Source organism: Allobranchiibius sp. GilTou38, from assembly GCF_017565325.1.
Taxonomy (GTDB): domain Bacteria; phylum Actinomycetota; class Actinomycetes; order Actinomycetales; family Dermatophilaceae; genus Allobranchiibius; species Allobranchiibius huperziae.
The window spans coordinates 44,911-68,960 of record NZ_JAGEKN010000012.1 but is presented as its reverse complement, the minus strand read 5'-3'; the positions used below and the strand labels follow the sequence as shown (position 1 = coordinate 68,960).

The 24,050-nt window shown below is 71.2% G+C and carries 19 protein-coding genes and 1 other RNA gene; 14 read left to right on the top strand and 6 right to left on the bottom strand.

Annotated elements, in window-relative coordinates; genetic code table 11:
- Window positions 1-4: 4 nt before the first annotated feature.
- On the top strand, window positions 5-1,216 hold the full coding sequence (locus JOB34_RS15120) for a bifunctional RNase H/acid phosphatase (RefSeq protein ID WP_208053470.1): 1,212 nt from the start codon (window positions 5-7) through the stop codon (window positions 1,214-1,216).
- Between the two features lie 38 nt (window positions 1,217-1,254).
- Entirely contained in the window at window positions 1,255-2,154 is a 900-nt protein-coding gene (locus JOB34_RS15115; protein ID WP_208053469.1) for a GNAT family N-acetyltransferase, read from the top strand.
- Window positions 2,155-2,160: 6 nt separating this feature from the next.
- Here the strand turns inward: JOB34_RS15115 and JOB34_RS15110 are convergent, their stop codons facing one another.
- Both JOB34_RS15110 and JOB34_RS15105 read right to left on the bottom strand, forming a co-directional pair.
- Window positions 2,161-3,240, bottom strand: a complete 1,080-nt coding sequence (locus JOB34_RS15110) for an SLC13 family permease (RefSeq protein ID WP_208053468.1) — start codon at window positions 3,238-3,240, stop codon at window positions 2,161-2,163.
- A 7-nt stretch (window positions 3,241-3,247) separates the two neighbouring features.
- Window positions 3,248-3,994 (bottom strand): peroxide stress protein YaaA, encoded by a 747-nt coding sequence (locus JOB34_RS15105; RefSeq protein ID WP_208053467.1) that lies wholly within the window; start codon window positions 3,992-3,994, stop codon window positions 3,248-3,250.
- Window positions 3,995-4,237: 243 nt separating this feature from the next.
- Between JOB34_RS15105 and JOB34_RS17930 the strand changes: the two genes are divergently transcribed.
- From JOB34_RS17930 to JOB34_RS15080, 5 genes are all read left to right on the top strand, one after another.
- Window positions 4,238-7,627, top strand: a complete 3,390-nt coding sequence (locus JOB34_RS17930) for a cupin domain-containing protein (protein ID WP_208053466.1) — start codon at window positions 4,238-4,240, stop codon at window positions 7,625-7,627.
- A gap of 95 nt (window positions 7,628-7,722) precedes the next feature.
- Window positions 7,723-8,583: a sucrase ferredoxin gene (locus JOB34_RS15095; protein ID WP_243758185.1), complete on the top strand. Its 861-nt coding sequence runs from the start codon at window positions 7,723-7,725 to the stop codon at window positions 8,581-8,583.
- Between the two features lie 57 nt (window positions 8,584-8,640).
- Window positions 8,641-10,074, top strand: a complete 1,434-nt coding sequence (locus tag JOB34_RS15090) for an RNB domain-containing ribonuclease (protein WP_208053464.1) — start codon at window positions 8,641-8,643, stop codon at window positions 10,072-10,074.
- Between the two features lie 11 nt (window positions 10,075-10,085).
- Window positions 10,086-10,494, top strand: an RNA gene (gene rnpB / locus JOB34_RS15085) — RNase P RNA component class A.
- A 77-nt stretch (window positions 10,495-10,571) separates the two neighbouring features.
- Complete coding sequence (locus JOB34_RS15080; RefSeq protein ID WP_208053463.1) at window positions 10,572-10,823, top strand: hypothetical protein; 252 nt, start codon at window positions 10,572-10,574, stop codon at window positions 10,821-10,823.
- A 9-nt stretch (window positions 10,824-10,832) separates the two neighbouring features.
- On the opposite strand, the gene JOB34_RS15075 is transcribed toward JOB34_RS15080, so the two are convergent.
- Entirely contained in the window at window positions 10,833-12,293 is a 1,461-nt protein-coding gene (locus tag JOB34_RS15075) for a GuaB1 family IMP dehydrogenase-related protein (protein WP_208053462.1), read from the bottom strand.
- Window positions 12,294-12,342: 49 nt separating this feature from the next.
- Here JOB34_RS15075 and JOB34_RS15070 point away from each other — a divergent pair, with 49 nt between their 5' ends.
- The 3 genes from JOB34_RS15070 to JOB34_RS15060 all read left to right on the top strand — a co-directional run bounded on the left by JOB34_RS15070 (window position 12,343) and on the right by JOB34_RS15060 (window position 15,359).
- Window positions 12,343-12,987, top strand: a complete 645-nt coding sequence (locus JOB34_RS15070) for an MBL fold metallo-hydrolase (protein WP_208053461.1) — start codon at window positions 12,343-12,345, stop codon at window positions 12,985-12,987.
- Between the two features lie 72 nt (window positions 12,988-13,059).
- The gene (locus JOB34_RS15065; RefSeq protein ID WP_208053460.1) at window positions 13,060-14,211 is read left to right on the top strand and encodes a peptidoglycan bridge formation glycyltransferase FemA/FemB family protein; all 1,152 of its coding nucleotides are present in this window, start codon (window positions 13,060-13,062) and stop codon (window positions 14,209-14,211) included.
- Between the two features lie 56 nt (window positions 14,212-14,267).
- A complete protein-coding gene (locus JOB34_RS15060; protein ID WP_208053459.1) occupies window positions 14,268-15,359 on the top strand; it encodes a crosslink repair DNA glycosylase YcaQ family protein in 1,092 nt (363 codons plus the stop codon).
- A 9-nt stretch (window positions 15,360-15,368) separates the two neighbouring features.
- Here JOB34_RS15060 and ppgK read toward each other — a convergent pair whose 3' ends face one another.
- On the bottom strand, window positions 15,369-16,148 hold the full coding sequence (gene ppgK / locus JOB34_RS15055) for a polyphosphate--glucose phosphotransferase (RefSeq protein WP_179480206.1): 780 nt from the start codon (window positions 16,146-16,148) through the stop codon (window positions 15,369-15,371).
- 57 nt (window positions 16,149-16,205) lie between these two features.
- Window positions 16,206-17,063, bottom strand: coding sequence for a type I methionyl aminopeptidase (map, locus tag JOB34_RS15050; protein WP_208053458.1), 858 nt, complete (start codon window positions 17,061-17,063; stop codon window positions 16,206-16,208).
- 59 nt (window positions 17,064-17,122) lie between these two features.
- On the opposite strand from map, the gene JOB34_RS15045 reads away from it, so the two are divergent.
- Both JOB34_RS15045 and JOB34_RS15040 read left to right on the top strand, forming a co-directional pair.
- Window positions 17,123-17,311 carry a methionine aminopeptidase gene (locus JOB34_RS15045; protein WP_208053457.1) on the top strand — a complete coding sequence of 63 codons (189 nt, stop codon included), beginning with the start codon at window positions 17,123-17,125 and terminating at the stop codon, window positions 17,309-17,311.
- 75 nt (window positions 17,312-17,386) lie between these two features.
- A complete protein-coding gene (locus JOB34_RS15040; RefSeq protein ID WP_208053456.1) occupies window positions 17,387-18,685 on the top strand; it encodes an MFS transporter in 1,299 nt (432 codons plus the stop codon).
- On the opposite strand, the gene panB is transcribed toward JOB34_RS15040, so the two are convergent.
- Window positions 18,686-19,561 carry a 3-methyl-2-oxobutanoate hydroxymethyltransferase gene (panB, locus tag JOB34_RS15035; protein ID WP_208053455.1) on the bottom strand — a complete coding sequence of 292 codons (876 nt, stop codon included), beginning with the start codon at window positions 19,559-19,561 and terminating at the stop codon, window positions 18,686-18,688.
- A 124-nt stretch (window positions 19,562-19,685) separates the two neighbouring features.
- On the opposite strand from panB, the gene JOB34_RS15030 reads away from it, so the two are divergent.
- Together JOB34_RS15030 and JOB34_RS15025 are read left to right on the top strand one after the other, a co-directional pair.
- Window positions 19,686-21,023 (top strand): glutamine synthetase family protein, encoded by a 1,338-nt coding sequence (locus JOB34_RS15030; protein ID WP_208053454.1) that lies wholly within the window; start codon window positions 19,686-19,688, stop codon window positions 21,021-21,023.
- Complete coding sequence (locus tag JOB34_RS15025) at window positions 21,020-24,016, top strand: bifunctional [glutamine synthetase] adenylyltransferase/[glutamine synthetase]-adenylyl-L-tyrosine phosphorylase (RefSeq protein WP_347813888.1); 2,997 nt, start codon at window positions 21,020-21,022, stop codon at window positions 24,014-24,016. The genes JOB34_RS15030 and JOB34_RS15025 overlap by 4 nt, the downstream gene beginning before the upstream one ends.
- The last annotated feature ends 34 nt before the right edge of the window (window positions 24,017-24,050 follow it).

Genomic DNA, 24,050 nt, shown 5'->3' with positions numbered 1-24,050 from the left:
GCCGGTGGCGCGCGAACTCATCGTTGAGGCGGACGGCGGTTCACGGGGCAATCCCGGTGTGGCCGGGTACGGCGCGCTGGTGCGGGACGCCGCGTCCGGGCAGCTGCTGGCCGAGCGGGCCGCACCTCTCGGCAAGGCCAGCAACAACGTCGCGGAGTATTCCGGTCTGATCGCCGGGCTCGAGGCCGCCGAGGCGATCGACCCCGGTGCGCGGGTCGCCGTGCGGATGGACTCCAAGCTGGTCGTCGAGCAGATGGCCGGTCGCTGGAAGATCAAGCACGAGGACATGAAGAGGCTTGCGCTGGAGGCGAACTCCTTCGTACGCCGGCGGCGGGAGTTGGGCGGCGACGTCACCTGGACGTGGATACCGCGCGAGATCAACAAGGACGCCGACAAGCTCAGCAACGACGGGATGGACGGTCGGCGCGTCGTACGGGATCTGTGGAGCCCCGACGGCATCGATGCCGCACCCGCTGCCGAGGCAGGCACCCCTGCGGCCGCTGGGGACACGGCGGACAACACCGGGACGCTCTTCGACACCGAACCCGTCGCGCCGCAGGCGCCCACGACCGCACGCCGACCGGATGCCGCCACGGCGACCGCCGTCGTCCTGCTGCGGCACGGTGTCACGGACTTCACGGTCGGGCAGAAGCTGGACGGGCGGGGTGGGGCCGACCCGAGCCTGAATGCGCAGGGTCGCCGTCAGGCGGCCGCCGCGGCGGACGAGCTGGCCGCCCGACTCACCGGAGCGGTGCACGTGGTGTCCTCCTCGCTCACACGGGCCAGAGAGACCGGGGAGTCGGCTGCCCGAGCGCTCGGCGTGGCGCTGCAGGTCGATGCGGACTGGGACGAGCAGGACGTCGGCACCTGGGACGGCCTGACGTTCGCCGAGATCGAGGCGGCGCACCCGGGCGAGCTGTCCCAGATGCGGTCGGACGCGGACTTCCGCCCGGACGGCGGCGAGTCGCACACCGAGCTCGTCGCTCGCGTCGCCACAGCGTTCCGGCGGGCCGTGGACGCGGCGGGCCCCGGTGGCACGGTGGTCGTGGCCACCCACCGCAAGCCGCTGATGGTCGTCCTCGCCCTCATCCTCGGCATCTCGGGAGAGACCGCGTGGATGCTGCAGGCCGATCCCGCGTCCCTGACCACGCTGCAGGTCTGGGCCGACGGGCGTGCTGTCGTGCAGAACCTCAACGTGACCCATCACCTGCCGTGAGCGGGTCGGCGAGTCGTGGGCCAGGCCCTCTGCGCCCGTTGCGCAGCGATGAGTTCGCGTCATGGCGCGACGCGGAGGTGCGTCGCCGCGCGCAGTGGCAGTTCGCGGTGCGCGGTCACGATGCCGACAGCGCACGAGCGGCTGCGGCCGATTTCGTCGACACGTCCTGGACGCTGGGGGGATCTGATCCGCTCGCGAACGAAGTTCTGGTGGCTGGCGATTCGCTCGCAAGTGGTTGGCTCTGGCTGCGGCGCGATCCGCGCGACGGCGGCGTGCGGGTGGGGGACTGCACCCTGCCGATCGGTCGCCTGGCGGAGGCTGTCACGGCAGTGACCGCGTACGCGGATCGCGTGGGCACCCGGATGATCACCGCGGTGTGCTGGCCCGGGGACGTGCACGGCGGCGATTTCGTCAGCGCTCTCGGCGCTGAGCGTTCCGCGTCGCAGATGGACCTGGCCTTCGGAGTGGACGGCCCGCCGGTGAGTGGTGGCGTCGAGCTGCGGCCGATGACGGACGCCCAGTTCGAGGAATACCGGACGGAGGCCGTCGAGGGTTACGCGCAGGAACGCGCCGACGCGGGCGAGCCGCCGGACGTCGCGACCGCTAACGCCCGCGAGTCGTACGAGCGGCTGCTTCCCGACGGCCTCGACTCCGAGGGGCAGTGGCTCTGGACGGCGTACGACGGTGACGTGCCCGTCGGTCTGCTGTGGATCGGCGCGCACCTGCCGCATGCCTTCGTCTACGACGTGCAGGTCTCCGAGGACCACCGACGTCGTGGCCTGGGTCGCGCGATCATGCAGGCCGGAGCCGCACATTGCCGGGCGAGTGGACGGACCGGACTGGGCCTCAACGTCTTCGCACCCAACACAGGGGCACGCGCGCTCTACGACCAGCTCGGCTACCGGACCGTGGAGGACTTCTATCGACGCGCGCTCTGAGTCGGCTCAATGGATGACCAGCGTGGTCGCCACGACCGTGACCAGGGCCACGGCGGCACTCTCGCCGATGAACCGGAGTGTGTTGATCTGCAGACCGGCCCGCTTGCAACGATCCCGCCACAGCAGGGTGGCGAGCGACCCCCAGGGCAGCACGATCGAGCCGGTGTTGACCCCGACCAGGAGCGCAAGTGCGCGCTGCGAAGTGTCGGCGGCCGTGGGGCGCAGCGCGAGGTAGGCCGGAAGGTTGTTGACGACGTTCGCCGTCACCGCACCCACGCCCGCCAGACGCAAGTCGGCCGATACGCCATGACCGGCGCCCACGAGGTCCGCCAGGACCTTGTCCAGCCCGTGCTGGCGGGCGATCTCGACGACGACGAAGAGCGCGAGCACCCCGAGGGCGAGGGTCCAGGGCACCGTCAGGTCGCGCAACGAGGAGCGGTCCCGGACGGCCAGGGCGGCCACCAGCACGATGGCGGCGACGACGGCCGGGATCGCGGGGGTGATCCCGCTGACGAAGAGGGGTGCCAGCACCACGCAGGTGGCGCCGGTGAGGATCACGAGCGCCTTGTCGCGCGGAGCGGGAGCCTGCGGGATGTCGTACCCGCCTCGCAGCACCCTGGGGTGCAGCGCGGCGATCATCACGACGGTGGCGACGACGGCCGTCACAGCGGGTAGCCAGGCGGTGCGGAAGTACGCCGACTGGCCACCGAGGTGCGAGAACGTCTGCAACGAGAGCAGATTGGTGAGGTTGGAGACGGGGAGCAAGAGGGAGGCCGTGTTGGCCAGCCACACGGCGGTGAGTGCGAACGGCAGAGGCGGCAGCTTGCACTGGCGGGCCAGAGCCACGGCGACGGGGGAGAGGAGCACCGCCGTGGTGTCGAGACTGAGGACGGCGGTGCAGGCGACACAGAGGGCGACGACCAGCAGCCACAGACGCACACTGCGGCCGCCGCCGGCGCGGGCCGCCCAGAACGCGGCGACCTCGAACAGACCCGCGGTCTGACAGACCTCCGCGACGACGCTGATCGCGAGCAAGAAGGCGAGCACCGGCCACACCGGCCCGAGCTCATGAATCAGATGCGTCACCGGCTGATCATCGCGCAGTGACCCGGAGTGACCAGGGTCTCGCCTCGGATGCGGGCTCGACGAGGTCCGCCTCGAAGCTCGGCTGCAAGGCCTCGCGCAGGGCGTGCGGGGTGGTCGGCTCGTCGTCGAACTGGCAGAGAGCGCGGGTGACGAGCCCCCGGGTGTGCTTGGCGTTGTGGGTCGCACCCGGCACCTCGATGCGCACCCAGCGGCGCGCGACGGCTCCACGTGGGGTCCACGCGGCGGCGTACGTGCTCGACCTGCAGTCGACGACGAGCCGCCGCCCGGCCGCCGCGGTGAGCTCGGCCTCCAGCGGCTCGCGCCACAGACCGGCCAGCGGTCCGAGGCCCGGCAGGTTCACGCCCATCGAGAGCCGGTACGGCGGCACCTTGTCACCGAGCCGCAGCGCGCCGAAGGCAGCGGACTGCACCAGGATCCAGCGACGTGCGCGGCGCAGCGCGGCGGGATCGAGCGAGGCCAGATCGAGCGCGTCGTAGAGGACTCCGGTGTAGAGCTGCCCGACGGGCGTGGCAGGGGCGGTGCGCAGTCGAGCGTTGCGTGCGATGTCGTCGGTGAGGTTGGGGCTGACGCCGAGCACGGTGGCCGCGTCGGGTCGGGCCGAGACCTCGCCGAGAGCGTCGAGGACGGCGTCGCGCGTAGCGCTCAGAGCGGGGAAGGAGAGGCGGGCGAGATCGAGGGCGGCGCCACGGCTACGACCGCGCTTGGACTCCGACGGGGGCAGCAGCGCGAGCACGACCGCACCCTAGAGGGATTGCTCGTGAGTGCTGAAGTAGGGGCACGAGGCACGGATGTCAAAGGTGGCTGGAGCGGGTGTGGAAAGGCTCTGCCAGGGGGAGGGGATGTGGATGACTGTTGATCGAATGATACTGACAAATATGAAGATTCGCCTGATCTGCCCTTGCGCTGAGCTTCGAACGCGCGTACGATGAGTCTAGATCGCAGGCCCGCTAGACAAATCGGGAGGGGGTGGGTGAGAGTGAGTGTGAAGGGGATCTCACGGGTGCCTGATGCGCCGCTCCCCGCCTCCCCTTCGGTGGTGCCGGCGGGTCCTGGCGCAACTGCCGGGTTGCTGGCGGATCTGGATGTGCTGACGGCCCGGTTGGAAGACTGGCCCGGCGCGTTGTATCAGTTGAGCGAGGCGCAGCTCGGTGGGTTCGTGGCCCGCGTGGTTGGTCTTGCGACCCGGGCGGAGTCGCTCGCGGCGGTCGCCACGACCGAGGCGGTCACCCGCGGGGTCGTGGCCAGCTCCACCGCGACCGACGCGGGCGGCTGGGTCGATGCGTGTGTCACCCAAGCCAACGCCGCCGGTATGACGGGTGCGCCCGTGACAGCCGAGCCGGCCGTCTGCCGCCGCATCGGCTCGGTCGCCACGGGGTGTGCCGATCCGCGCAACCGGGGCGTCGCGGATGCGTTGGCCGCAGGGGTGGTGAGCGTGCACTGTGCGCGGGTGGCGTTACGGGAGGTCCCGAAGGTGCTGCCGGTGATCCCCGGCGCGGACCGGGATGAGGTGCTGTGCTGGTATCTGGCGCTGTCCCATACCGGGACCCGCACGTTGCGGGACTTGTCGGCCCGGATCATCGGCCGGTTCGCCCCCGAGGTGTTGGTCGCGCAGGAAGAGCACCAGCAGGCCTGCGAGTCCCTGACCTGGGCCGACCTGCCCAACGGACTGACCCGGCTGACCGCGGACCTGTCCACCGGTCACGCCGCGGTCATCAAACACGCGATCCAGGCCTTTGCCGCCCCAGCACCCGCACCCTGCGCGACCGAGTCCGACTCGCCGGTGGCCGAGCGCGACGCTCGCACGCCCGGCAAGCGGCGCGCCGACGCACTGATGGAACTGGCCGACACCGCGGCCCGCCTGCTGGACGGGGACCGCTCCCACCACAGCGGCACCGTCGGCGGATCGGCCAAGATCGTCATGACCCTCGATCACCAGACTCTCATCGACCAGCACACGGCCGCCGGCCACCTACCCGGGATCGGGCGCAGCATCAACGGTGACCTGCTCGACGCGGGCACCCTGCGCCGGATGGCATGCAACGCCGACCTCATCCCCGCAGTACTGGGTACCGAGTCCGAACCCCTGGACGTCGGACGCACCAAACGCCTGTTCACCGGCGGCCTCAGAACGGCGATCATCCACCGCGACCAGCACTGCACCTTCCCCGGCTGTGACCGACCACCCGACTGGTGCGACGCGAACCTCACCCCACGAAGTTCTCCGCTGCGCTCCGATACTTCGCGGGGACCCCGAGACCACCACATCACCCCCTGGTGGGCCAGCGGCGAAACCACCCTGAACAACGCCGCACTGCTCTGCTCACGCCACCACACCATCGTCCACCGCGACCTGCTCACCGCCACCGTCACACCCACCGGCGTCACCTGGGACCCGACCCCCGGACTCATGCCGGGGCGACCCGAGTTGCCGGGCGGGGCGCGGCATGAGACGCGGTCGCGAATGCCCCTGCTGTTCCTTCTCCGTTCACGGTTTGCGAGAGCGCGGATCTGGGAATATGAAAAGTGCGGTGTCGGATTCGGCACCCACGCTCGAGGAAAGGAATCGGCATGCTCGAGGACAGTGACATCACGAGTGACGACAGTGGGACCGAGGGGCCGGCTGACGGTGGCGCGTCCGGTACACCGGGTCAGCAGGATGGCGGCGCCGATGGTGGCGCGGGCGGCGGTGGCTCCGAGGGCCCCGCTGACGGCGGTGCGTCCGGCACCCCGGGCCAGCAGGACGGCGGCGCCGATGGTGGCGCGGGCGGCGGTGGCTCCGAAGGTCCCGCTGACGGCGGCGCGTCCGGCACACCGGGCCAGCAGGATGGCGGCGCCGATGGTGGCGCAGGCGGCGACGGTGGCGCGGACGGCGGCGCCGATGGTGGCGCAGGCGGCGGTGGCTCCGAGGGCCCCGCTGACGGCGGTGCGTCCGGCACCCCGGGCCAGCAGGACGGCGGCGCCGATGGTGGCGCAGGCGGCGGTGGCTCCGAGGGCCCCGCTGACGGTGGCGCGTCCGGCACCCCGGGCCAGCAGGATGGCGGCGCGGACGGCTCCGCCTGATCTGCCCGCTCATACTGGACGTCGGGCGGCGGGACGGACAGCGTCTCGTCGCCCGACGCACGTCCGCACGACAAGGAGGACAGCCGTGACGCTCGATCCGCTGCAACGCGTGACCGGCCTGTCGGCGCAGGAGTTCGCCGCGATGTACTGGGCGCGGCAGCCCCTTCTCCGTCGTGCGGCCGAGCTACCGGGTGACGGGTTCGCGGACCTGCTCGACCTCGACGCCGTCGACGAACTGGTCTCGCGGCGGGGGCTGCGTACCCCGTTCCTCCGGATGGCCAAGAACGGTGACGTGATCCCTGCCGGTCGGTTCACGCGCGGGGGCGGTGCGGGCGCTGAGATCGCCGACCAGGTGGCCGATGACCGAGTGCTCACGGAGTTCGCCGACGGGGCGACCCTCGTGCTGCAGGGACTGCACCGGGTATGGCCGCCGGTCGTCGACTTCGGAGCCGCGCTCTCCGCGCAACTCGGTCACCCGATCCAGGTCAACGCCTACATCACCCCTGCACAGAACACCGGCTTCTCCCCGCACTACGACGTGCACGACGTATTCGTGCTGCAGTTCGCCGGGCGCAAGCGCTGGCGGGTCCACCAGCCGGTCCTCGACGCGCCGCTGCGCGACCAGCCATGGGACCAGCGCCGCGCGGCCGTGCAGGCTCGTGCGAGCGACGAGCCGCTCATCGACACGGTGCTCGAACCCGGCGATGCGCTCTACCTGCCTCGCGGCTATCTGCACTCGGCCACCGCACTCGGCGGTGTCTCAGGTCATCTGACGGTGGGTGTCCACCCCGTCACGCGCGCCTTCCTCGCCGAGCAGGCTCTGGCGACCCTGGTCGACGACGTCGAGCTGCGCCGTTCGCTGCCGATGGGCGTCGACCTGTCCGACCCGGCAGCGTTGGACACCGAGTTCAAGGCGACCCAGGACGCATTGCACCGCGCGATCGACCGGTTGGACGTCGCGCGGGTGGCAGCCGCCGTCGGTCGCCATCTCGCCGACCGCACCCGCCCGCAGCCACTGTCCCCGCTCGCTCAGATCGAGGCGGCGCAGTCTCTCGGGCCCGGCGACGCCGTCGTCGTACGACACGGGCTGCGGTGGTCGCTGCGTCCGGCCGGCGACAAGATCACCCTCGTCCTCGGTGGCCGGTCCCTGACGCTGCCCGCGTCGGTGGAGGCCGGGCTGCACGAACTGCTCTCCGGTCGCGTCGTGGCCGTCGGACAGGTGCCGGACCTGGCGGGAGATGACGCGGTGACGCTGGTGCGCCGGTTGCTGCGCGAGGGACTCGTCGTGCCCGCCGGCGCTTCGTGACTGTGCCGCCGCTGACGCCCGTGCCGCCTGCGGTACCCGTGCCGCGCGAGACACCCGAGCGATGCGCCCTCCAGGCGGACCTGCGCGGTGACCCGATGATCGGTACGGCGCCGCCGTCCCCTCGGCTCCTACTCGTGGAACAGCCCGGCCCGTGGGGTCGAGAAGGTCTGCGGGAGAGTCATGCCGATCCTGCGGTGGCATTCCGTATCGATCACCTCGCTGCAGCGGCGGGCCTGCGGTTGCAGGCGATTCGCAGCCCCGGTCGCCACGCTGACGACGGTGGCGGTCACCGGGTGGCGGTGGCCGACGTACGGTCCGGCGTCGCGCGGACGACCTGGTGGTCGGTCGACTCTCTCGACACTCTCGTCGGTCAGTTGGAATCGGCCGACTCCCTCGACGACGGGTGGCTCCCCGACGACGCGGTCGTCGACACCGATCCGCTGCTCCTTGTCTGCACCCACGGACGGCATGACGCCTGCTGCGCTCTGCGGGGTCGCCCACTTGCCGTCATGCTGCACCGGCTGCTGCCGGGGCGGGTGTGGGAGACCACGCATGTCGGAGGTGACCGGTTCGCCGCCAACCTGCTGGCGCTACCGACCGGTGCGCTCTACGGGCGAGTGACGCCGGACGCCGCTCCCGGGCTCGTCGACCGGATCCTGCGCGGAGAGGTCTCGCTGGAGCTGTTGCGCGGATGGTTCGGCATGTCGCCGATCGCCCAGACCGCGCTCGCGCACGCCCACCGCGAACTGTCACTCCCGACCAGCGGCGCGTTGGTCGTACGGCGCGTCAGCCGGGTCGTCGACGATCGCGCGGACGTGACCGTCAGCGGCCCGGACGGCGACGTCGCGGTCGGCGTGGTCATGTCCTGGTCGGCACCGGATCGGCTCACCTGCATGGGGCCGGCCAGCGCCCGGGCGCGGGTCTATCGCGCCGTCTCACTGTCGTCGGCCGGGTGACCGGAAGGCGTCTGCGGGTCCGGACTCGAGGGGGGTGCGCTGCGTACAGTGACCGGCATGCTGCCCCGTGTCGTCCGCGCACCCCAGGCCGATCCGACGAGTGCGGACCCCGGGCCGCTGGAGCAGGCGTTCACCGCGATCCGGGCCGAGCACAAGCTGACTCCGGACTACCCGCAGCCGGCTCTCGCCGAGGCCGAGAAAGCTGCCACGGCAACGACATTGCCCGAAAGGGACGAGACGGCGGTGCCCTTCTTCACCATCGACCCGCCCGGGTCCACCGACCTGGACCAGGCCATGTATCTCGAGCGGACCGACGACGGCTACCGAGTGCGGTACGCGATCGCCGACGTCGCGGCCTACGTCGTCCCCGGCGGCGCGCTCGACCAGGAGACGCGCGCCCGCGGAGAGACCGTCTACCTACCCGACATGCGGGTGCCCCTGCACCCGACCGTGCTGAGCGAGGACGCCGCCAGCCTGCTTCCCGACCAGGTGCGCGGGGCGTACGTCTGGGACATCGAGCTGGACGCGTCGGGGGGCGTACGGGCCGCGCAGGTCTACCTGGCGCGGGTCCGCAGCATCGCGCGCCTGGACTACGACGGTGTCCAGCAGCAGATCGGCGCCGACGCACCCGACGGTCTGCGACTGCTGAAGGAGATCGGCGAGCTGCGAATCGCGTTGCAGCGCAAACGCGGTGGCGCTGACCTGCCGATGCCGGAGCAGGAAGTGCAACAGGACGAGGACGGCACCTACCGCCTGCAGTTCCGGCCGCCGGTGCCGAGCGAGGACTGGAACGCGCAGATCTCCCTGCTCGCCGGGATGTGCGCCGCCACCATGATGCTCGAGGCCAAGGTGGGGATCTTGCGCACGATGCCCGCGCCGCCGCAGGACGCGATCGACACGTTCCGTCGGCGCGGGGAAGCACTCGGGATCATCTGGCCGCTGGGTCAGGCGTACGGCGAGTTCATCGCCGGCCTGGATCGCACCGACCCCAAGCACCTCGCTCTCATCCACGACGCGACCTCGCTGTTCCGCGGCGCCGGGTACACCCCGTTCGACGGTGAGGTGCCGGCCGAGACCGGGCAGGCTGCCGTCGCCGCGCCGTACGCGCACGTGACGGCTCCGCTACGCCGGCTCGTGGACCGCTTCGGGTTGGCCATCTGCGAGGCGGTCAGCAGCGGTCAGGCTCCGCCGGACTGGGCGCGCCAGGCGTTGCCCACCCTTCCGGACATCATGCGGTCGCGCGACCAGGTCGCCTCCGCGGTCGGTCACGCGTGCGACGACGCGGTGGAGGCGGCCGTGCTGAGTGCGCGCGTCGGCGAGACGTTCGAGGCGGTCGTGGTCGCCAGGAACGACAAGGCGATCCAGGTGCAGCTGCGCGATATCGCGGTGCTGGCCAGCTGCCCGGGGGACGCGGCTCCGGGTGACGTCGTACGGGTGGTGCTGGTGGCCACGGACGTCGGCGCGCACACCGTCACCTTCCGGCTAGGGTGACCCCTCGTGGACGAGCTGGCCAGGCGGCCGCGTCGAGCACCCGCAAGGACTGTTCGCCGAGGAACGTCCGGACTCCACAGGGCAGGGTGATGGCTAACGGCCACCCGGGGTGACCCGCGGGAAAGTGCCACAGAAAACAGACCGCCGTCTGCGACACGGCAGGGCTTCGGCCCGGCCGCGGCGTGGCGGTAAGGGTGAAACGGTGGTGTAAGAGACCACCAGCGTGCCGGGTGACCGGTGCGGCTCGGTAAACCCCACCCGGAGCAAGACCAGACAGCATGCGTTCGAGGGCGGCCCGCCCGAGCATGCGGGTAGGTCGCTCGAGGCCGTCGGCAACGACGGCCCTAGATGGATGGTCGCCACGGCGCCGCCGGTAACAGCGGCGCCGGACAGAATCCGGCGTACCGGCCAGCTCGTCCACCTCTTCGCCGATACCGCGCCCTCGGGCCGCGGCCGCCGCTAAAGTCGCTGCATCAGACGTTCGCTCGCGAGGGGACATGATGAGCAGGTCGAACGCCGTGGGATCCGCGATCAGCTTCCTGATCCCCGTGTACGCGGTGCTGATCGGGCTGGCGGGCGCACCGTGGTGGGGGATCGTGGTCGTGGTGATGCTGTCGTCGGCCTACTGGTCCTTCGGGCGGCGCATCTTCTTCCCCGACGAGTTCGAGGCGTCCTCGAAGGACCCCATGGATCCGCGCTCGGCTCGTCGCGCCGCGCGCGCCGAGCGCCGTTCCGGCCGCTGGGTCTGACCGCCGGATCTACCAGGACGTCTCGCGGGGGCGACCCTCGTCGTACCCGCTCGCGCTCTGTACGCCGACCACGGCGCGGTCGCGGAACTCGCCGATGGTGCGCGCGCCGGCGTAGGTGAAGCTGGAGCGGACCCCCGCAGCGATCCCGTCGATCAGGTCCTCGACCCCCGGACGCTGCGGGTCCAGGTACATCTTCGAGGAGGAGATGCCCTCCTCGAACATGCCGAGACGGGCCCGGTCGAAGGCGCTGCGGCCCGCGCTGCGGTTGCCGACCGCCCGCGCGGACGCCATACCGAAGGACTCCTTGTAGAGCCGTCCGTCGGCGTCGCGGTTGAGGTCTCCCGGGCTCTCCCAGGTGCCCGCGAACCATGAACCGATCATCACCGAGGACGCGCCCGCGGCGAGTGCGAGCGCCACGTCCCGCGGATACTTCACGCCGCCGTCGGCCCACACGTAGGCACCGAGTTCATCTGCGGCAGCTGCACATTCCAGCACGGCCGAGAACTGCGGCCGGCCGACGCCGGTCATCATCCGCGTGGTGCACATGGCGCCGGGGCCGACGCCGACCTTGACGATGTCGGCGCCCGCCGCGACCAGGTCGCGCGCACCCTGTGCGGACACGACGTTGCCGGCCGCGACCGGGATCCGTACGCCGGTCGCGTCGTCGTGCGCGTCCCGGGCGGCCCGGACAAGTCCGAGCGCGTCGATCATCTTGTCCTGGTGCCCGTGGGCGGTGTCGACCACGAGCACGTCGGCGCCCGCGGCGAGCATGGTCTTGGCCTTGTCGCCGACGTCGCCGTTGATGCCGATGGCCACGCCGAGCGCCAGGCGACCGTCGCCGTCGAGGGCGGGGGAGTAGATGGTCGAGCGCAGGATGCCCTTGCGGGTGATCACGCCGGCCAGCACGCCGTCCGCGCCGAGCACGGGCGCGAACTCGAGGTGCGCCTTCACGAGCACGTCGAAGGTCTCGCGCAGGTCGGCGTCGGCGGGGACCGTCACCAGGTCCTCGCTCATCACCTGCCCGATCGTGGTGAAGCGATCCACCCGCAGGCACTGCGACTCCTTGACGATGCCGACAGGTCGCCCGGCCCCGTCGACGGCGACGGCCGCCCGGTGCGCGCGCTTGCCCATCAGCGCCAGGACCGCGCCGACCGGTTCGTCGGGCCCGATGGTCACGGGCGACTCGAAGACGGTGTGGCTCGCCTTGACCGCGTCGATCGTCTCCTGCACGGCGTGCACCGGGATGTCCTGCGGCAGCACCGCGATCCCGCCGCGGCGGGCGACCGTCTCCGACATCCTGCGCCCGGACACCGCGGTCATGTTGGCCACGACCAGCGGCAGCGTCGTCCCGACACCGTCCGGCGTCCGCAGGTCGACCTCCAGCCGACTGGTGACCGAGGACCGCGAGGGCACCATGAAGACGTCGTTGTAGGTCAGGTCGTGGGCAGGGGGTTCGCCGATGAAACGCACCCCGAGATCCTACGGGCGGCAGCTTGCGCCGCGGCGTACCGTGCGGAGCATGCAGATCACACACCTGGGACACGCCTGCCTGCTGGTCGAATACCCCTCCGCCCGAGTGCTGATCGACCCGGGAAGCTTCTCCAGGTACGACGGTCTGACCGGTCTCGACGCGATCCTGGTCACCCACCAGCACGCCGACCACGTACAGCCGGACAAGCTGGCCGCGCTGGTGGCCGCCAACCCGGGCGTGGCCGTGCACACCGACCCCGGCACGGCTGCGAAACTGGACGACCTCGAGGTGTCCGTGACCCGGCAGGGCGAGCCGTTCACGATCGGCGAGGTCACGGTCGAGCCGTTCGGCGTGCAACACGCCGTCATCTACGAGCAGCTGCCGCGCATCGAGAACGTGGGCGTCAAGCTCACCTCCGAGGGCGAGCCCAGCCTCTTCCACCCCGGCGACGCGCTCGACGCCGAGCCGGGACCGGTCGACGTCCTGGCCGTGCCCATCTGCGCACCGTGGTCGGCCCTCAAGGAGGTCATCGCGTTCGTCCGCCGGGTGGCGCCCAACTCGATCGTCCCGATCCACGACGCGCTGCTGACCGAGGTCGGGCGAGGCATGTACGTCGGGCACGTGCAGCGGTTCGGGGCCGACGGTGGCGTCCAGCTGCGCGATCTCGCCGACGGGAACCCTGCACAGTTCTGACCCACCCGCCACAGCGACCCGCGCTGTCGACGGATGGCGGCGATCGGTACGGCGCCGGATAGCCTGCCGTCCATGACGCTCACGGTGACCCCCTGCCGCGATCAGACCGAGTGGGACGCGCTTGTCGACGAGGCCGGCGGTCACCCGCTGCAGCTGTGGGGGTGGGGCGAGCTCAAGTCGCGGTACGAGTGGAGCGCCGACCGTCTGGTCGTGCGCGACGGCGACCGCACGATCGGCAGCGCCCAGGTGCTGCTGCGCACGCTGCCCCGCCCGTTCCGCAGCCTCGCCTATATCCCGCGCGGACCCCAGGCCGCCGAGGAGGACCGCGGGCCGGTGCTGGCCGCGCTGACCGAGTACGTCCGCACCACCCACCGCCCGATCGCGCTGAGCATCGAGCCGGACTGGGAGCAGCCGGGCGCGCCGCTGGAGAAGGGCGCCGACGAGAACCAGATCGCCGTGTTGCAGGAGAGGGCACCGGTGGGCTGGCTCGCCGAAGTGGAGGCCGCGGGCTTCCGGCGGAGCACCAACACGGGCCTGATCCCGCGCACGCTCATCGTCGACGTGCGCGCCGACGACGAGACCCTGATGAAGGGGCTGACCTCCTCCACCCGTCAGAACGTGCGCAAGTCCTTTCGCGCGGAGGGCGTCCGATTCGGCGAGGTCACCACGGACTCCGACCTCGATGCCGTGCTGGCCATCAACCGGGCGACGGCGGAGCGCGCCGACTTCGCGGTGCACGACGACGCCTACCACCGCGGCATCCGCGACCTGCTGGGCGATCGGTCCCGGCTGCTCGCGGCGTGGGAGGGAGAGGAGCTGGTCGCCTTCATATGGCTGGTTGTCTCCGGCACGACGGCGTTCGAGCTGTACGGCGGGGTGAATCCGCGCGGGATGAAGCTGCGCCTCAACTACGGGTTGAAGTTCCACGCGATGACGCAGATGCGAGAGGCAGGGGTGTCGCGCTACGACTTCAACGGGCTGCTGAACGACGGGATCTCCGACTTCAAACGACAGTTCGCCGGGCACGAGGACCTGCTGCTCGGCACCTGGGACGCGCCGCTGTCGCCGCTCTACTCGACCTTCGAGCGTGCCCTGCCCGTCGTACGCCGCGGGCTCAAGCGGGGCGTGCCGGCCGTCCGGGGCGTCCTGCGCGACCCTCGGGGAGCCGTCGAGGCCGCGGTCCGTGCGGCGCGGTCGGGAAAGCCGCAGAGCACCACCGCCTGACGCACGGCTGAGCGGGACCGCCACCGGATGTCACTCCCTCGCCCTACGGTGAGGCGATGGTGCACCGCCTGACGCGACGCGATGCCCGCCGGATCGCGGTGCGGGCGCAGCTGCTCGACGCCTCCCGGCCCACCGACCTGCTATCGGTCATCCGGCATCTGTGCCTGATCCAGGTCGACCTGACGGCCGCGGTGGCGCCCAACGTGGACCTCGTCTGCTGGAGCCGGCTCGGCGCGGCGTACGAGCCGGCCGAACTCGACGACCTGCTCGACTCCGGGCGGGTCGTGGAGTACGCCGGGCTGCTGCGGCCGGGCGAGGACATCGCGCTCTTCCGGGCGCAGATGACGGCCTGGCCGGGCGAGGAGGTCACATGGCGCACCGGGCTCGCCCGGTGGCTGACGGCCAATCAGGCCTGTCACGACGACATCCTGGCCATCCTGCGGTCGGACGGCCCGACCGTGGCTCGTGATCTGCCCGACACCTGCGTGGTGCCGTGGCGGTCGTCGGGGTGGAACAACAACCGCAACGTGCCGCGCATGCTCGACCTGATGGAGGCCCGCGGCGAGATCGCGGTGGCCTCGCGGGAGGGTCGGGAGCGGTTGTGGGACCTGGCGGAGCGGGTCTACCCCACCACCGACGTGGTCGACGCCGAGTCCGCCGACCCTGAGCGTGACCGTCGGCGGCTGACCTCCCTCGGGATCGCGCGGGCGTCGATGACCAAGCCCCCCGGCGAGCCCTGGGACGTGGGCGATGCCGGCGAGGAGGCGGTCATGGAGGGGGTGCGGGGCACCTGGCGGGTCGACCCGGCGCAGCTCGGCCTGCCGTTCCGCGGCCGGGCCGCGCTGTTGTCACCGCTGGACCGGTTGGTGGTGGACCGCAAACGGCTCACCGAGATCTTCCAGTTCGACTACCAGTTGGAGATGTACAAGCCGGTCGCCAAGCGACGGTGGGGCTACTTCGCGCTGCCGATCCTCTACGGCGACAGCTTCGTGGGAAAGCTCGACGCCGCCTCGGATCTCGACGCGGGACTGTTGCGCGTCAACGCGGTGCACGAGGACGTCGACTTCACCGCGGCCATGACGCGCTCGGTCGACCGCGAGATCGAGAGCCTCGCGCAGTTCCTCGGCCTGCGCGTCTCGCGTAGCTGACCGGAGAGTCTACTCGCGGTGGGTGCCCTCGGCCTTCGCGGACTCAACGGCCTCGTACGCCGCTCCGACGATGCCGGCGGCGTTGCGCAGCTGGGCAGCCACGATCGGTGCGCGCAGGTGCAGCAGCGGCAGGAACTTGTCGGCCTTCTTGGAGACCCCTCCGCCGACCACGATCAGGTCCGGCCAGAGCAGGTCCTCGACGTGGCTGTAGTAGCGCTGCAGCCGCGCGGCCCAGTCCTCCCACGACAGCTCCTCGCGATCCTTCGCGGCGCTGGACGCCTTGCTCTCGGCGTCGTGCCCGTCGATCTCCAGGTGGCCCAGCTCGGAGTTGGGCACCAGCTGCCCCTTGTTCAGCAGCGCGGACCCGATACCGGTGCCGAGCGTCGAGACCAGCACCAGTCCCTCGGTGTTGCGCGCGGCGCCGAAGCGCAGCTCGCCGACACCCGCGGCGTCGGCATCGTTGAGCACCGTTGCCGGTCGGCCGAGGCGGCCCTGCAGCAGTTCCTCGACGTTCGTGCCGATCCACGACTGGTCGATGTTGGCGGCGCTGCGTACGACGCCGTGGGTGACGACCGACGGGAGCGTGACGCCGATCGGCTGCTCGCCGACCAGGTCCTTGAAGTGGTCGACGATCTTCTCGATCACGTCGGCGACGGCGTCCGGCGTCGACTCCTTCGGGGTGTCGATCCGTAGGCGGTCCGCCGCGAACTCACCGGTGCGCAGGTCGACCGGCGCGCCCTTGATGCCGGTGCCGCCGACGTCGATACCGAGGGGGTGAGTTGTCGACATGGACTCTCCTTCGAAGGGCGGCCGGCGGGTGCCGGAAGCGGGGGATGCGCAGGATGTTCAGACGGTGGTGAGTATCTCGGGTCCGGTGGGCGTGATGAGGATGGTCTGCTCGAACTGCGCCGAGCGCGACCGGTCCGCGGTGACGACGGTCCAGCCGTCGTCCCACAGCTGCGTCGCCGACCCGCCCAGGTTGATCATCGGCTCGACGGTGAACGTCATGCCCGCCTCGATCACGTCGTCGTACGCCGGCGCCGCGTCGTAGTGCGGGATGACCAGGCCGGAGTGGAAGGTCTGGCCGACGCCGTGGCCGGTGTACTCGTGCACCACCCCGTAGCCGAATCGGGCCGCGTACTTCTCGATGACCCGACCGATGACGTTGACCTGGCGACCGGGGAGCGCCGCGCGGATGCCGCGCATCATCGCCTCCCGGGTGCGCTCGAGCAGCAGTCGCGACTCCTCGTCGGCGTCGCCGACCAGGAACGAGGCGCAGTTGTCGCCGTGGACGCCGTCGATGTACGCCGTGACGTCGATCTTGACCAGGTCGCCGTCGTCCAGCGGACGGTCGTCGGGGATCCCGTGACAGACGACCTCGTTGACGCTGGTGCACAGCGACTTGGGGAAGCCGCGGTAGCCGAGCGTCGAGGGGTAGGCACCGTGGTCGAGGACGTACTCGTGACCGATGCGGTCCAGTTCGTCGGTGGTGACGCCCGGCGCGGCCGCGGCGCCGGCCGCCTGCAGCGCGCCCGCGGCGATCCGGCCCGCCACCCGCATGGCCTCGATGGTCGCGGCGTCCTTGACCTCCGAACCCGTGAACGGAGCGGGTGCCGGGCGGTCGACGTACTCCGGCCGGGCGATGCCCGCGGGCACGGCGCGACGCGGGCCGACCCGGCCTGCGGTGACAGTCGACGTGGGCATAGGTGTGCCAGTGTAGGGGCGGCGAACAGGCACATTCCTCCCGTGGACAGGAGCACGCGATGACCTACTGGTACAACGTCGACAGCGGTCGGGTCGAGGACGACGAGCACAAGAGCGCGGCCGACCACCTGATGGGTCCGTACCAGAGCCGGGACGATGCCGCGAACGCTCTGGCAAAGGCTCGGGAGAACACCGACAAGTGGGATGCCGAGGACCGCGACTGGAACTCCCAGGGCTCCTCCGACTGAGTCCGGGCTGACCGATGTCGTCTCGGCCGGGGTGGGCAGCGGCTTCCATAGGCAGGCTCTAATCTTGACGTCGAGATGACTTCCACCGACGACGGCTTCGGCTTCGGAGCCCTGGCGATCCCGGCGTACGGACCATCCCTGCTCTTCGGGCTCGGCGAGGGCGCGATGCTCCCGGTACTGCCCCTGTCCGCGCGCGACGTCGGCGCCAGCGTCGCGATCGCCGCGACCATGGTCATGCTCATCAACGTCGGCTCGTTGATCTTCAACGTGCCTTCCTCGATCATCACCGACCGCTACGGCGAGCGGCACGCGATCATCGGGGCGTCGATCGTCGGCGTGCTCGCCTCGCTGCTCTTCCTCGTCGGCCACGAGGTCTGGATTTATGCAACGGGCGCCGTCCTCTACGGCATCAGCGCCTCCGTCTTCATGCTCGCCCGGCAGAGCTATCTGACCGAGGCCGTGCCCGCGACCCACCGCGCCCGCGCGCTGTCCACGCTCGGCGGCGTCATGCGGATCGGGGTCTTCGTCGGGCCGTTCATCGGGGCCGCGGCGATGAGCCTGTGGCACCTCGCCGGCGCGTACGTCGTCAGCACCGCCGCGCTCGCGCTCGCCGGTGTGCTCGGGGCGACCTTGAAAGAGCTGCCGCACGAGGCCGAGTCGCGACGCAAGGCTGCCGGTGAGCTGGCCGACGTGACCGTGCGGAGCACGCTGCACGACTACCGCCGGGTGTTCCTGACCGTCGGTATGGGCGTCCTCCTGGTGTCGGCCATCCGCGCGACCCGGCAGGCCGTGATCCCGCTTTGGGCAGAGCACCTGTCGCTCTCGCCGACGACGGCATCGCTGATCTACGGCATCAGCGGGGGCATCGACATGCTGGTCTTCTATCCGGCCGGCAAGGTGATGGACGTCTACGGGCGACGCTGGGTGACCGTGCCGTCGATGCTGGTGATGGCCGTGTCGATGATGGCGATTCCGCTCACCCACGGCGCCGTGACGCTGTGCCTGGTGACCTGCGTGCTCGGCTTCGGCAACGGGATCGGCGCCGGGATGGTGATGACCCTGGGCGCGGACTTCTCACCCGAGCGCGGGCGCGCGCCGTTCCTCGGGATCTGGCGCGAACTGTCCGATGCCGGCTCGACGATCGGCCCCGGTGTCCTCGCAGGGGTGACCGCGGTGCTCAGCCTCGGCGCGGGGGTCATCGTGTCGGGCGCGACAGGCCTGGGCGCTGCCGCGGTGATGTGGCGCTCGGTGCCCACCCGCGGGAAGGCCCCCGAGCGCTCGGACGACCTCACCGGGCGGAGCGGTACGCCGCCGACCGGAGGAGACGTGACCCCTCCGCTCGAGGAGGAACCCCTCCGTCCGGTGAAGAGGTAGCTACTTCTCGAAGCTGTGCTCGGGCCCGGGGAAGGTGCCCGACACCACGTCCGAGCGATAGTCGCGCGCGGCTTCCAGCAGGGCGCTGCGCAGGTCGGCGTACTGCTTGACGAAGCGCGCCATCTTCCCGCCGCGCAGGCCGGCGAAGTCCTGCCAGACCAGCACCTGCGCGTCGCAGTCCGGCCCGGCGCCGATGCCGACCGTGGGGATCTGCAGCACCTGCGTCACCCGGGCCGCGACCGGCGCGGGCACCATCTCCATCACGATCGCGAAGGCTCCCGCGTCCTGCAGCGCCTTCGCCGCAGCGACCAGCTCGTCGCCGGCGTCGGTGCGGCCCTGCACCCGGTAACCGCCGAGCGCGTGCTCGCTCTGCGGGGTGAAGCCGATGTGTGCCATCACGGGGATGCCGGCCGCCGTCAGGTGCGCGATGGTCGGCGCCATCGCGGCGCCGCCCTCCAGCTTCACGCCGTGGGCGCGGCCCTCCTTCATGAAGCGCACCGCGGTGTCGAACGCCTGGCCCGGGTCGCGCTGGTAGCTGCCGAAGGGCAGGTCCGCGATCACCAGGGAGCGTCGAGCGGCACCGGAGACCGCGCGTACGAGGGGGAGAAGCTCATCGACGGTGACCGGAAGGGTCGTCTCGTAGCCGAGGACGTTGTTGGCGGCCGAGTCGCCGATGAGCAGCACCTCGATGCCGGCCTCGTCGAAGATGGCGGCGGTGTACTGGTCGTACGTCGTGAGCATCGACCACCGGGTGCCCTCCTCCTTGAGGGTGAGCAGGTGGTGGGTGCGCACGCGGCGTACCGGCGCGGCGGCCGAGCCGTCGGAGGGGGTGGCGGGCGCGTTGCCGGTGCCGTAGGGCGGGGCTTCCTCGGTCATGCGCCCGACCCTAGCGATCGGCTCGTGCCGCCCGGTTGTCAGCCGATCCGTGGCGGCGGCGTCACAGATCCGCTGACAACCGGTGCGGCCCGCCCCGGCGGGGGCGTACACCTAGGATCACGGCATGGATCGTCAGCAGGAATTCGTGCTCCGGACCATCGAGGAGCGCGACATCCGTTTCGTGCGACTGTGGTTCACCGACGTGCTCGGCATGCTCAAGTCGGTGGCTGTGGCCCCGGCCGAGCTGGAGGGGGCGTTCGCCGAGGGCATCGGCTTCGACGGCAGCTCGATCGAGGGGCTGGCGCGCGTCTTCGAGGCGGACATGCTCGTGCGGCCCGATGCCTCGACGTTCCAGATCCTGCCCTGGCGCGGTGAGAGCCCGGGCACGGCACGGCTCTTCGCCGACATCCGGCTGCCCGACAACACCGCCAGCGCCGCCGATCCCCGCTTCGTCCTGCAACGGGCGCTCACCAAGGCCGCGGACAAGGGCCTGACGTTCTACACGCACCCAGAGATCGAGTTCTACCTCTTCGAGCAGCGTACGAGCACCGACACCCCGCCGGTGCCGGTCGACAACGCCGGATTCTTCGACCACGTGCCGCACGGCACGGCCCACGACTTCCGCCGCGCGGCCATCACGATGCTGGAGAGCATGGGCATCTCGGTGGAGTTCAGCCACCACGAGGCGGGCCCGGGCCAGAACGAGATCGACCTGAGGTACGCCGACGCGCTCTCGACCGCGGACAACATCATGACCTTCCGCACGGTCATCAAGGAGGTCGCGCTGGAGCAGGGCATCTTCGCCTCGTTCATGCCCAAGCCCCTCGCGAACCACCCGGGCAGCGGCATGCACACCCACGTCTCGCTCTTCGAGGGTGACCGCAACGCCTTCCACGAGGCGGGCGCGCCTTACCAGCTGTCGCGCACCGGCAAGCACTTCATCGCGGGCATCCTGCGGCACGCCTGCGAGATCTCGGCCGTCACCAACCAGTGGGTCAATTCGTACAAGCGGATGTGGGGCGGGGCCGAGGCCCCGGCGCACGTCTGCTGGGGCCACAACAACCGCAGCGCCATGGTGCGCGTGCCGATGCACAAGCCGGGCAAGGACCAGAGCACGCGCATCGAGGTCCGGTCGCTGGACGCCGCCGCGAACCCCTATCTCGCGTACGCCGTGATGCTCGCGGCCGGGATGAAGGGCATCGAGGAGGAGTACGAGCTGCCGCCGGAGGCCGAGGACGACGTCTGGAACCTCACCGATCGCGAACGCCGCAGCCTCGGGATCGACCCGTTGCCCGCGTCCCTCGACCACGCGATCCACCTGATGGAGAACAGCGAGCTGGTGGCCGAGACGCTGGGGGAGCACGTCTTCGACTTCTTCCTGCGCAACAAGAAGGCCGAATGGGCCGCTTACCGCGACCAGGTCACCCAGTTCGAGCTCGACCAGTACCTGCACCGCCCGTGACTGCTCCGACCCGCGGTGCGCTGGTCCGCGCTGGGTTCCTGGACGCCGACCGCTCCGGTCGGTGCCTGGAGGACCTGGCCGATTGGGCGTCCGACGAGGTCGTTGCGCTGCTCGCCGCCTCGCCCGACCCCGACCAGGCCGTGCTGGGCCTGGTCCGGCTGAGCGAGGCGGTCGACGGCGAGCACCGGGAGCAGCTGGGTGCGCTGCTGACCGACCGATCCCAGCATGGCCCCGGCCGACGACGCCTGATCCAGCTGCTCGGCAGTTCCAGTGGGCTGACCGACCACCTGGTGCGCCATCCCGCGCACTGGCGCGAGGTCGCGGATGCGCAGCTGCGGGACGCCGCGACGGTCTACGAGCAGGTGGCGCGTGACGTCGGGGACGCCACCGGCACCCCCGCGTACGACGCGCTCCGGGTCGCCTACCGCCGGCAACTGGTGCGCATCGCGGCGTACGACGTCACCAGCGATCCGATCGAGGCGCTGCCGATCGTGGGGGAGTCGCTGGCCGATCTCGCCGGTGCCTGTCTCGAGGCCGCGCTCGGCATCGCGCGCCGTGAGGTCGACGGCGCCGAGCGGGCCCGCCTCGCCGTGATCGGGATGGGCAAGTGCGGCGGCCGGGAGCTCAACTACGTCAGCGACGTCGACGTGATCTTCGCGGCCGAGCCCGCGGAGGGGGACGACGACGAGACCGGCGCGCGCGAGATCGCCGGCAAGCTCGCGGTGGCCACCATCCAGGCGTGTTCGGCGCATACCGCCGAGGGCACCCTCTGGGAGGTCGACACCGCCCTGCGTCCGGAAGGCAAGCAGGGACCGCTCGTGCGCACGGTCGCCGGGCATGCGGCGTACTACGAGCGGTGGGCCAAGACCTGGGAGTTCCAGGCCCTGCTCAAGGCGCGGCACGTGGCGGGCGACGCCGAGGTCGGCGCGGCGTACCTCGACGCGATGCTGCCGATGGTGTGGCAGGCCTCGACCCGCGAGAACTTCGTCCAGGACGTGCAGGCGATGCGCGCCCGGGTCGAGCAGTACGTGCCGGCGAGCGAGTCCGAGCGGCAGCTCAAACTCGGGCCGGGCGGGCTGCGCGACGTGGAGTTCAGCGTGCAGCTGCTGCAGCTGGTTCACGGGCGCAGCGACGAGCACCTGCGCAATCGCGCCACCCTCGTCGGCATCGAGTCGCTGATGCGCGGCGGGTACGTCGGGCGCACGGACGCGCACGAGCTCGACCGCTGCTACCGCATCCTGCGGGTGCTGGAGCACCGCATCCAGCTGTCGCGGATGCGCCGCACCCACCTGATGCCGACCGACCCGGAGCAGCTGCGGCCGCTTGGACGCGCGCTCGGCATCACCCGCGACCCGGCCGAGGGGGTGGTGAAGTTGTGGCGCGACACCGCCCGCGACGTGCGCCGCCTCTACGAGCGCCTCTTCTTCCGGCCCCTGCTGTCCGCGGTGGCGCGGCTGAGCGACGACGACGCGTGCCTCTCTCTCGACAGTGCCCAGGACCGGTTCGCCGCGCTCGGGTACGCCGACCCCAAGGGCGCCATCGGGCACATCCAGGCGCTCACCGGCGGGGTCAGCCGCCGCGCCGCGATCCAGCGGACGCTGCTGCCGGTGATGCTGCACTGGTTCGCCCAGGAGGCCGACCCCGACCTCGGGCTGCTCGCCTTCCGCCGGATCAGCGACCGACTCGGCGGCACCCACTGGTATCTGAAGATGCTGCGCGACGAGGGCGGCGCCGCGCAGCTGATGGCGCGGGTGCTCGCCAGCAGCCGGTACGCCGGTCAGCTGATCGAGGGCGCACCCTCCTCGGTCGCCGTCTTCGGGTCGGCGGGCGCACGGATCCCGTTGCGGCGCGCCCAGATCGTCGACGCTCTGCGAGCTGCCATCGACCGCCACGACGACCCCGACGACGCCGTGCGGGCCATCCGGGAGACCCGGCGCACCGAGCTGATCCGGGTGGCGGTGGCAGACATCGCCGGCACGCTCGACCTGGACACGCTCGAGCAGGCCCTCACCGACATCGCCGCGGCCACCATCCAGTCGGCGCTGGACGTCGCGATCCGGCAGGTGGAGCGCACGACCGGCGGGCCGTTGGCGACCCGGATCGCGGTGATCGGCATGGGTCGCCTGGGCGGGCGCGAGACGGGTTACTCCAGCGACGCCGACGTGCTCTTCGTGCACGACCCGCACGAGGGCGCCGAGTCCGGTCTTGCGCAGACCCAGGCCACCCAGGTGGTCAACCGGTTGCGCGACTCACTCGGCGCGAGCGGCCCCGACCCCTCGCTCACCGTCGACGCGGACCTTCGCCCGGAGGGCAAGTCCGGTCCGATCGTGCGCACCCTCGCGTCGTACGCCGCGTACTACGAGCGGTGGTCGGCCGGCTGGGAGGCCCAGGCACTGCTGCGCGCGGCGCCGATCGCCGGCGACGTCGACCTGGGAGAGCGGTTCGTGCGGCTCATCGACCCGCTGCGGTATCCCGAAGGCGGCATCGACGACGCCGCCGTGCGCCAGATCCGCCGGCTGAAGGCGCGGATGGAGGCCGAGCGGATCCCGCGCGGCGGTGACCGGCGAACCCATTTCAAACTCGGCCGCGGCGGGATGTCCGACGTGGAGTGGACCGTGCAGCTCGCCCAGCTCGAGCACGCACACGAGATCCCGGCATTGCGGCACACCGGCACCTACTCGCTGCTCGCCGTGATGGCGCAGCACGACCTCCTGACCGAGGAAGAGGCCGACACGCTGGGCGCGACGTGGTCGCTCGCGACGCGGATGCGCAACGCGGGTGTGCTGTGGCGCGGGCGGGCGATGGAGTCGCTGCCGAGCAGTCTGGCCGATGTACGCGGCATCGCCAGCCTGCTTGGGTGGCCCCTGACGCGCAGCTACGGGCTGCAGGAGGACTACCTCAGGCAGACGCGGCTCGCCCGAGCGATCATCGAGCACCGGTTCTACGAGAGCGACCTCACCGAGGGCCGCGACGCGTTCCCCACGCCCCGCTGACCGGGGCGACTGCTCGCGACGGCCGAGGCCGTCG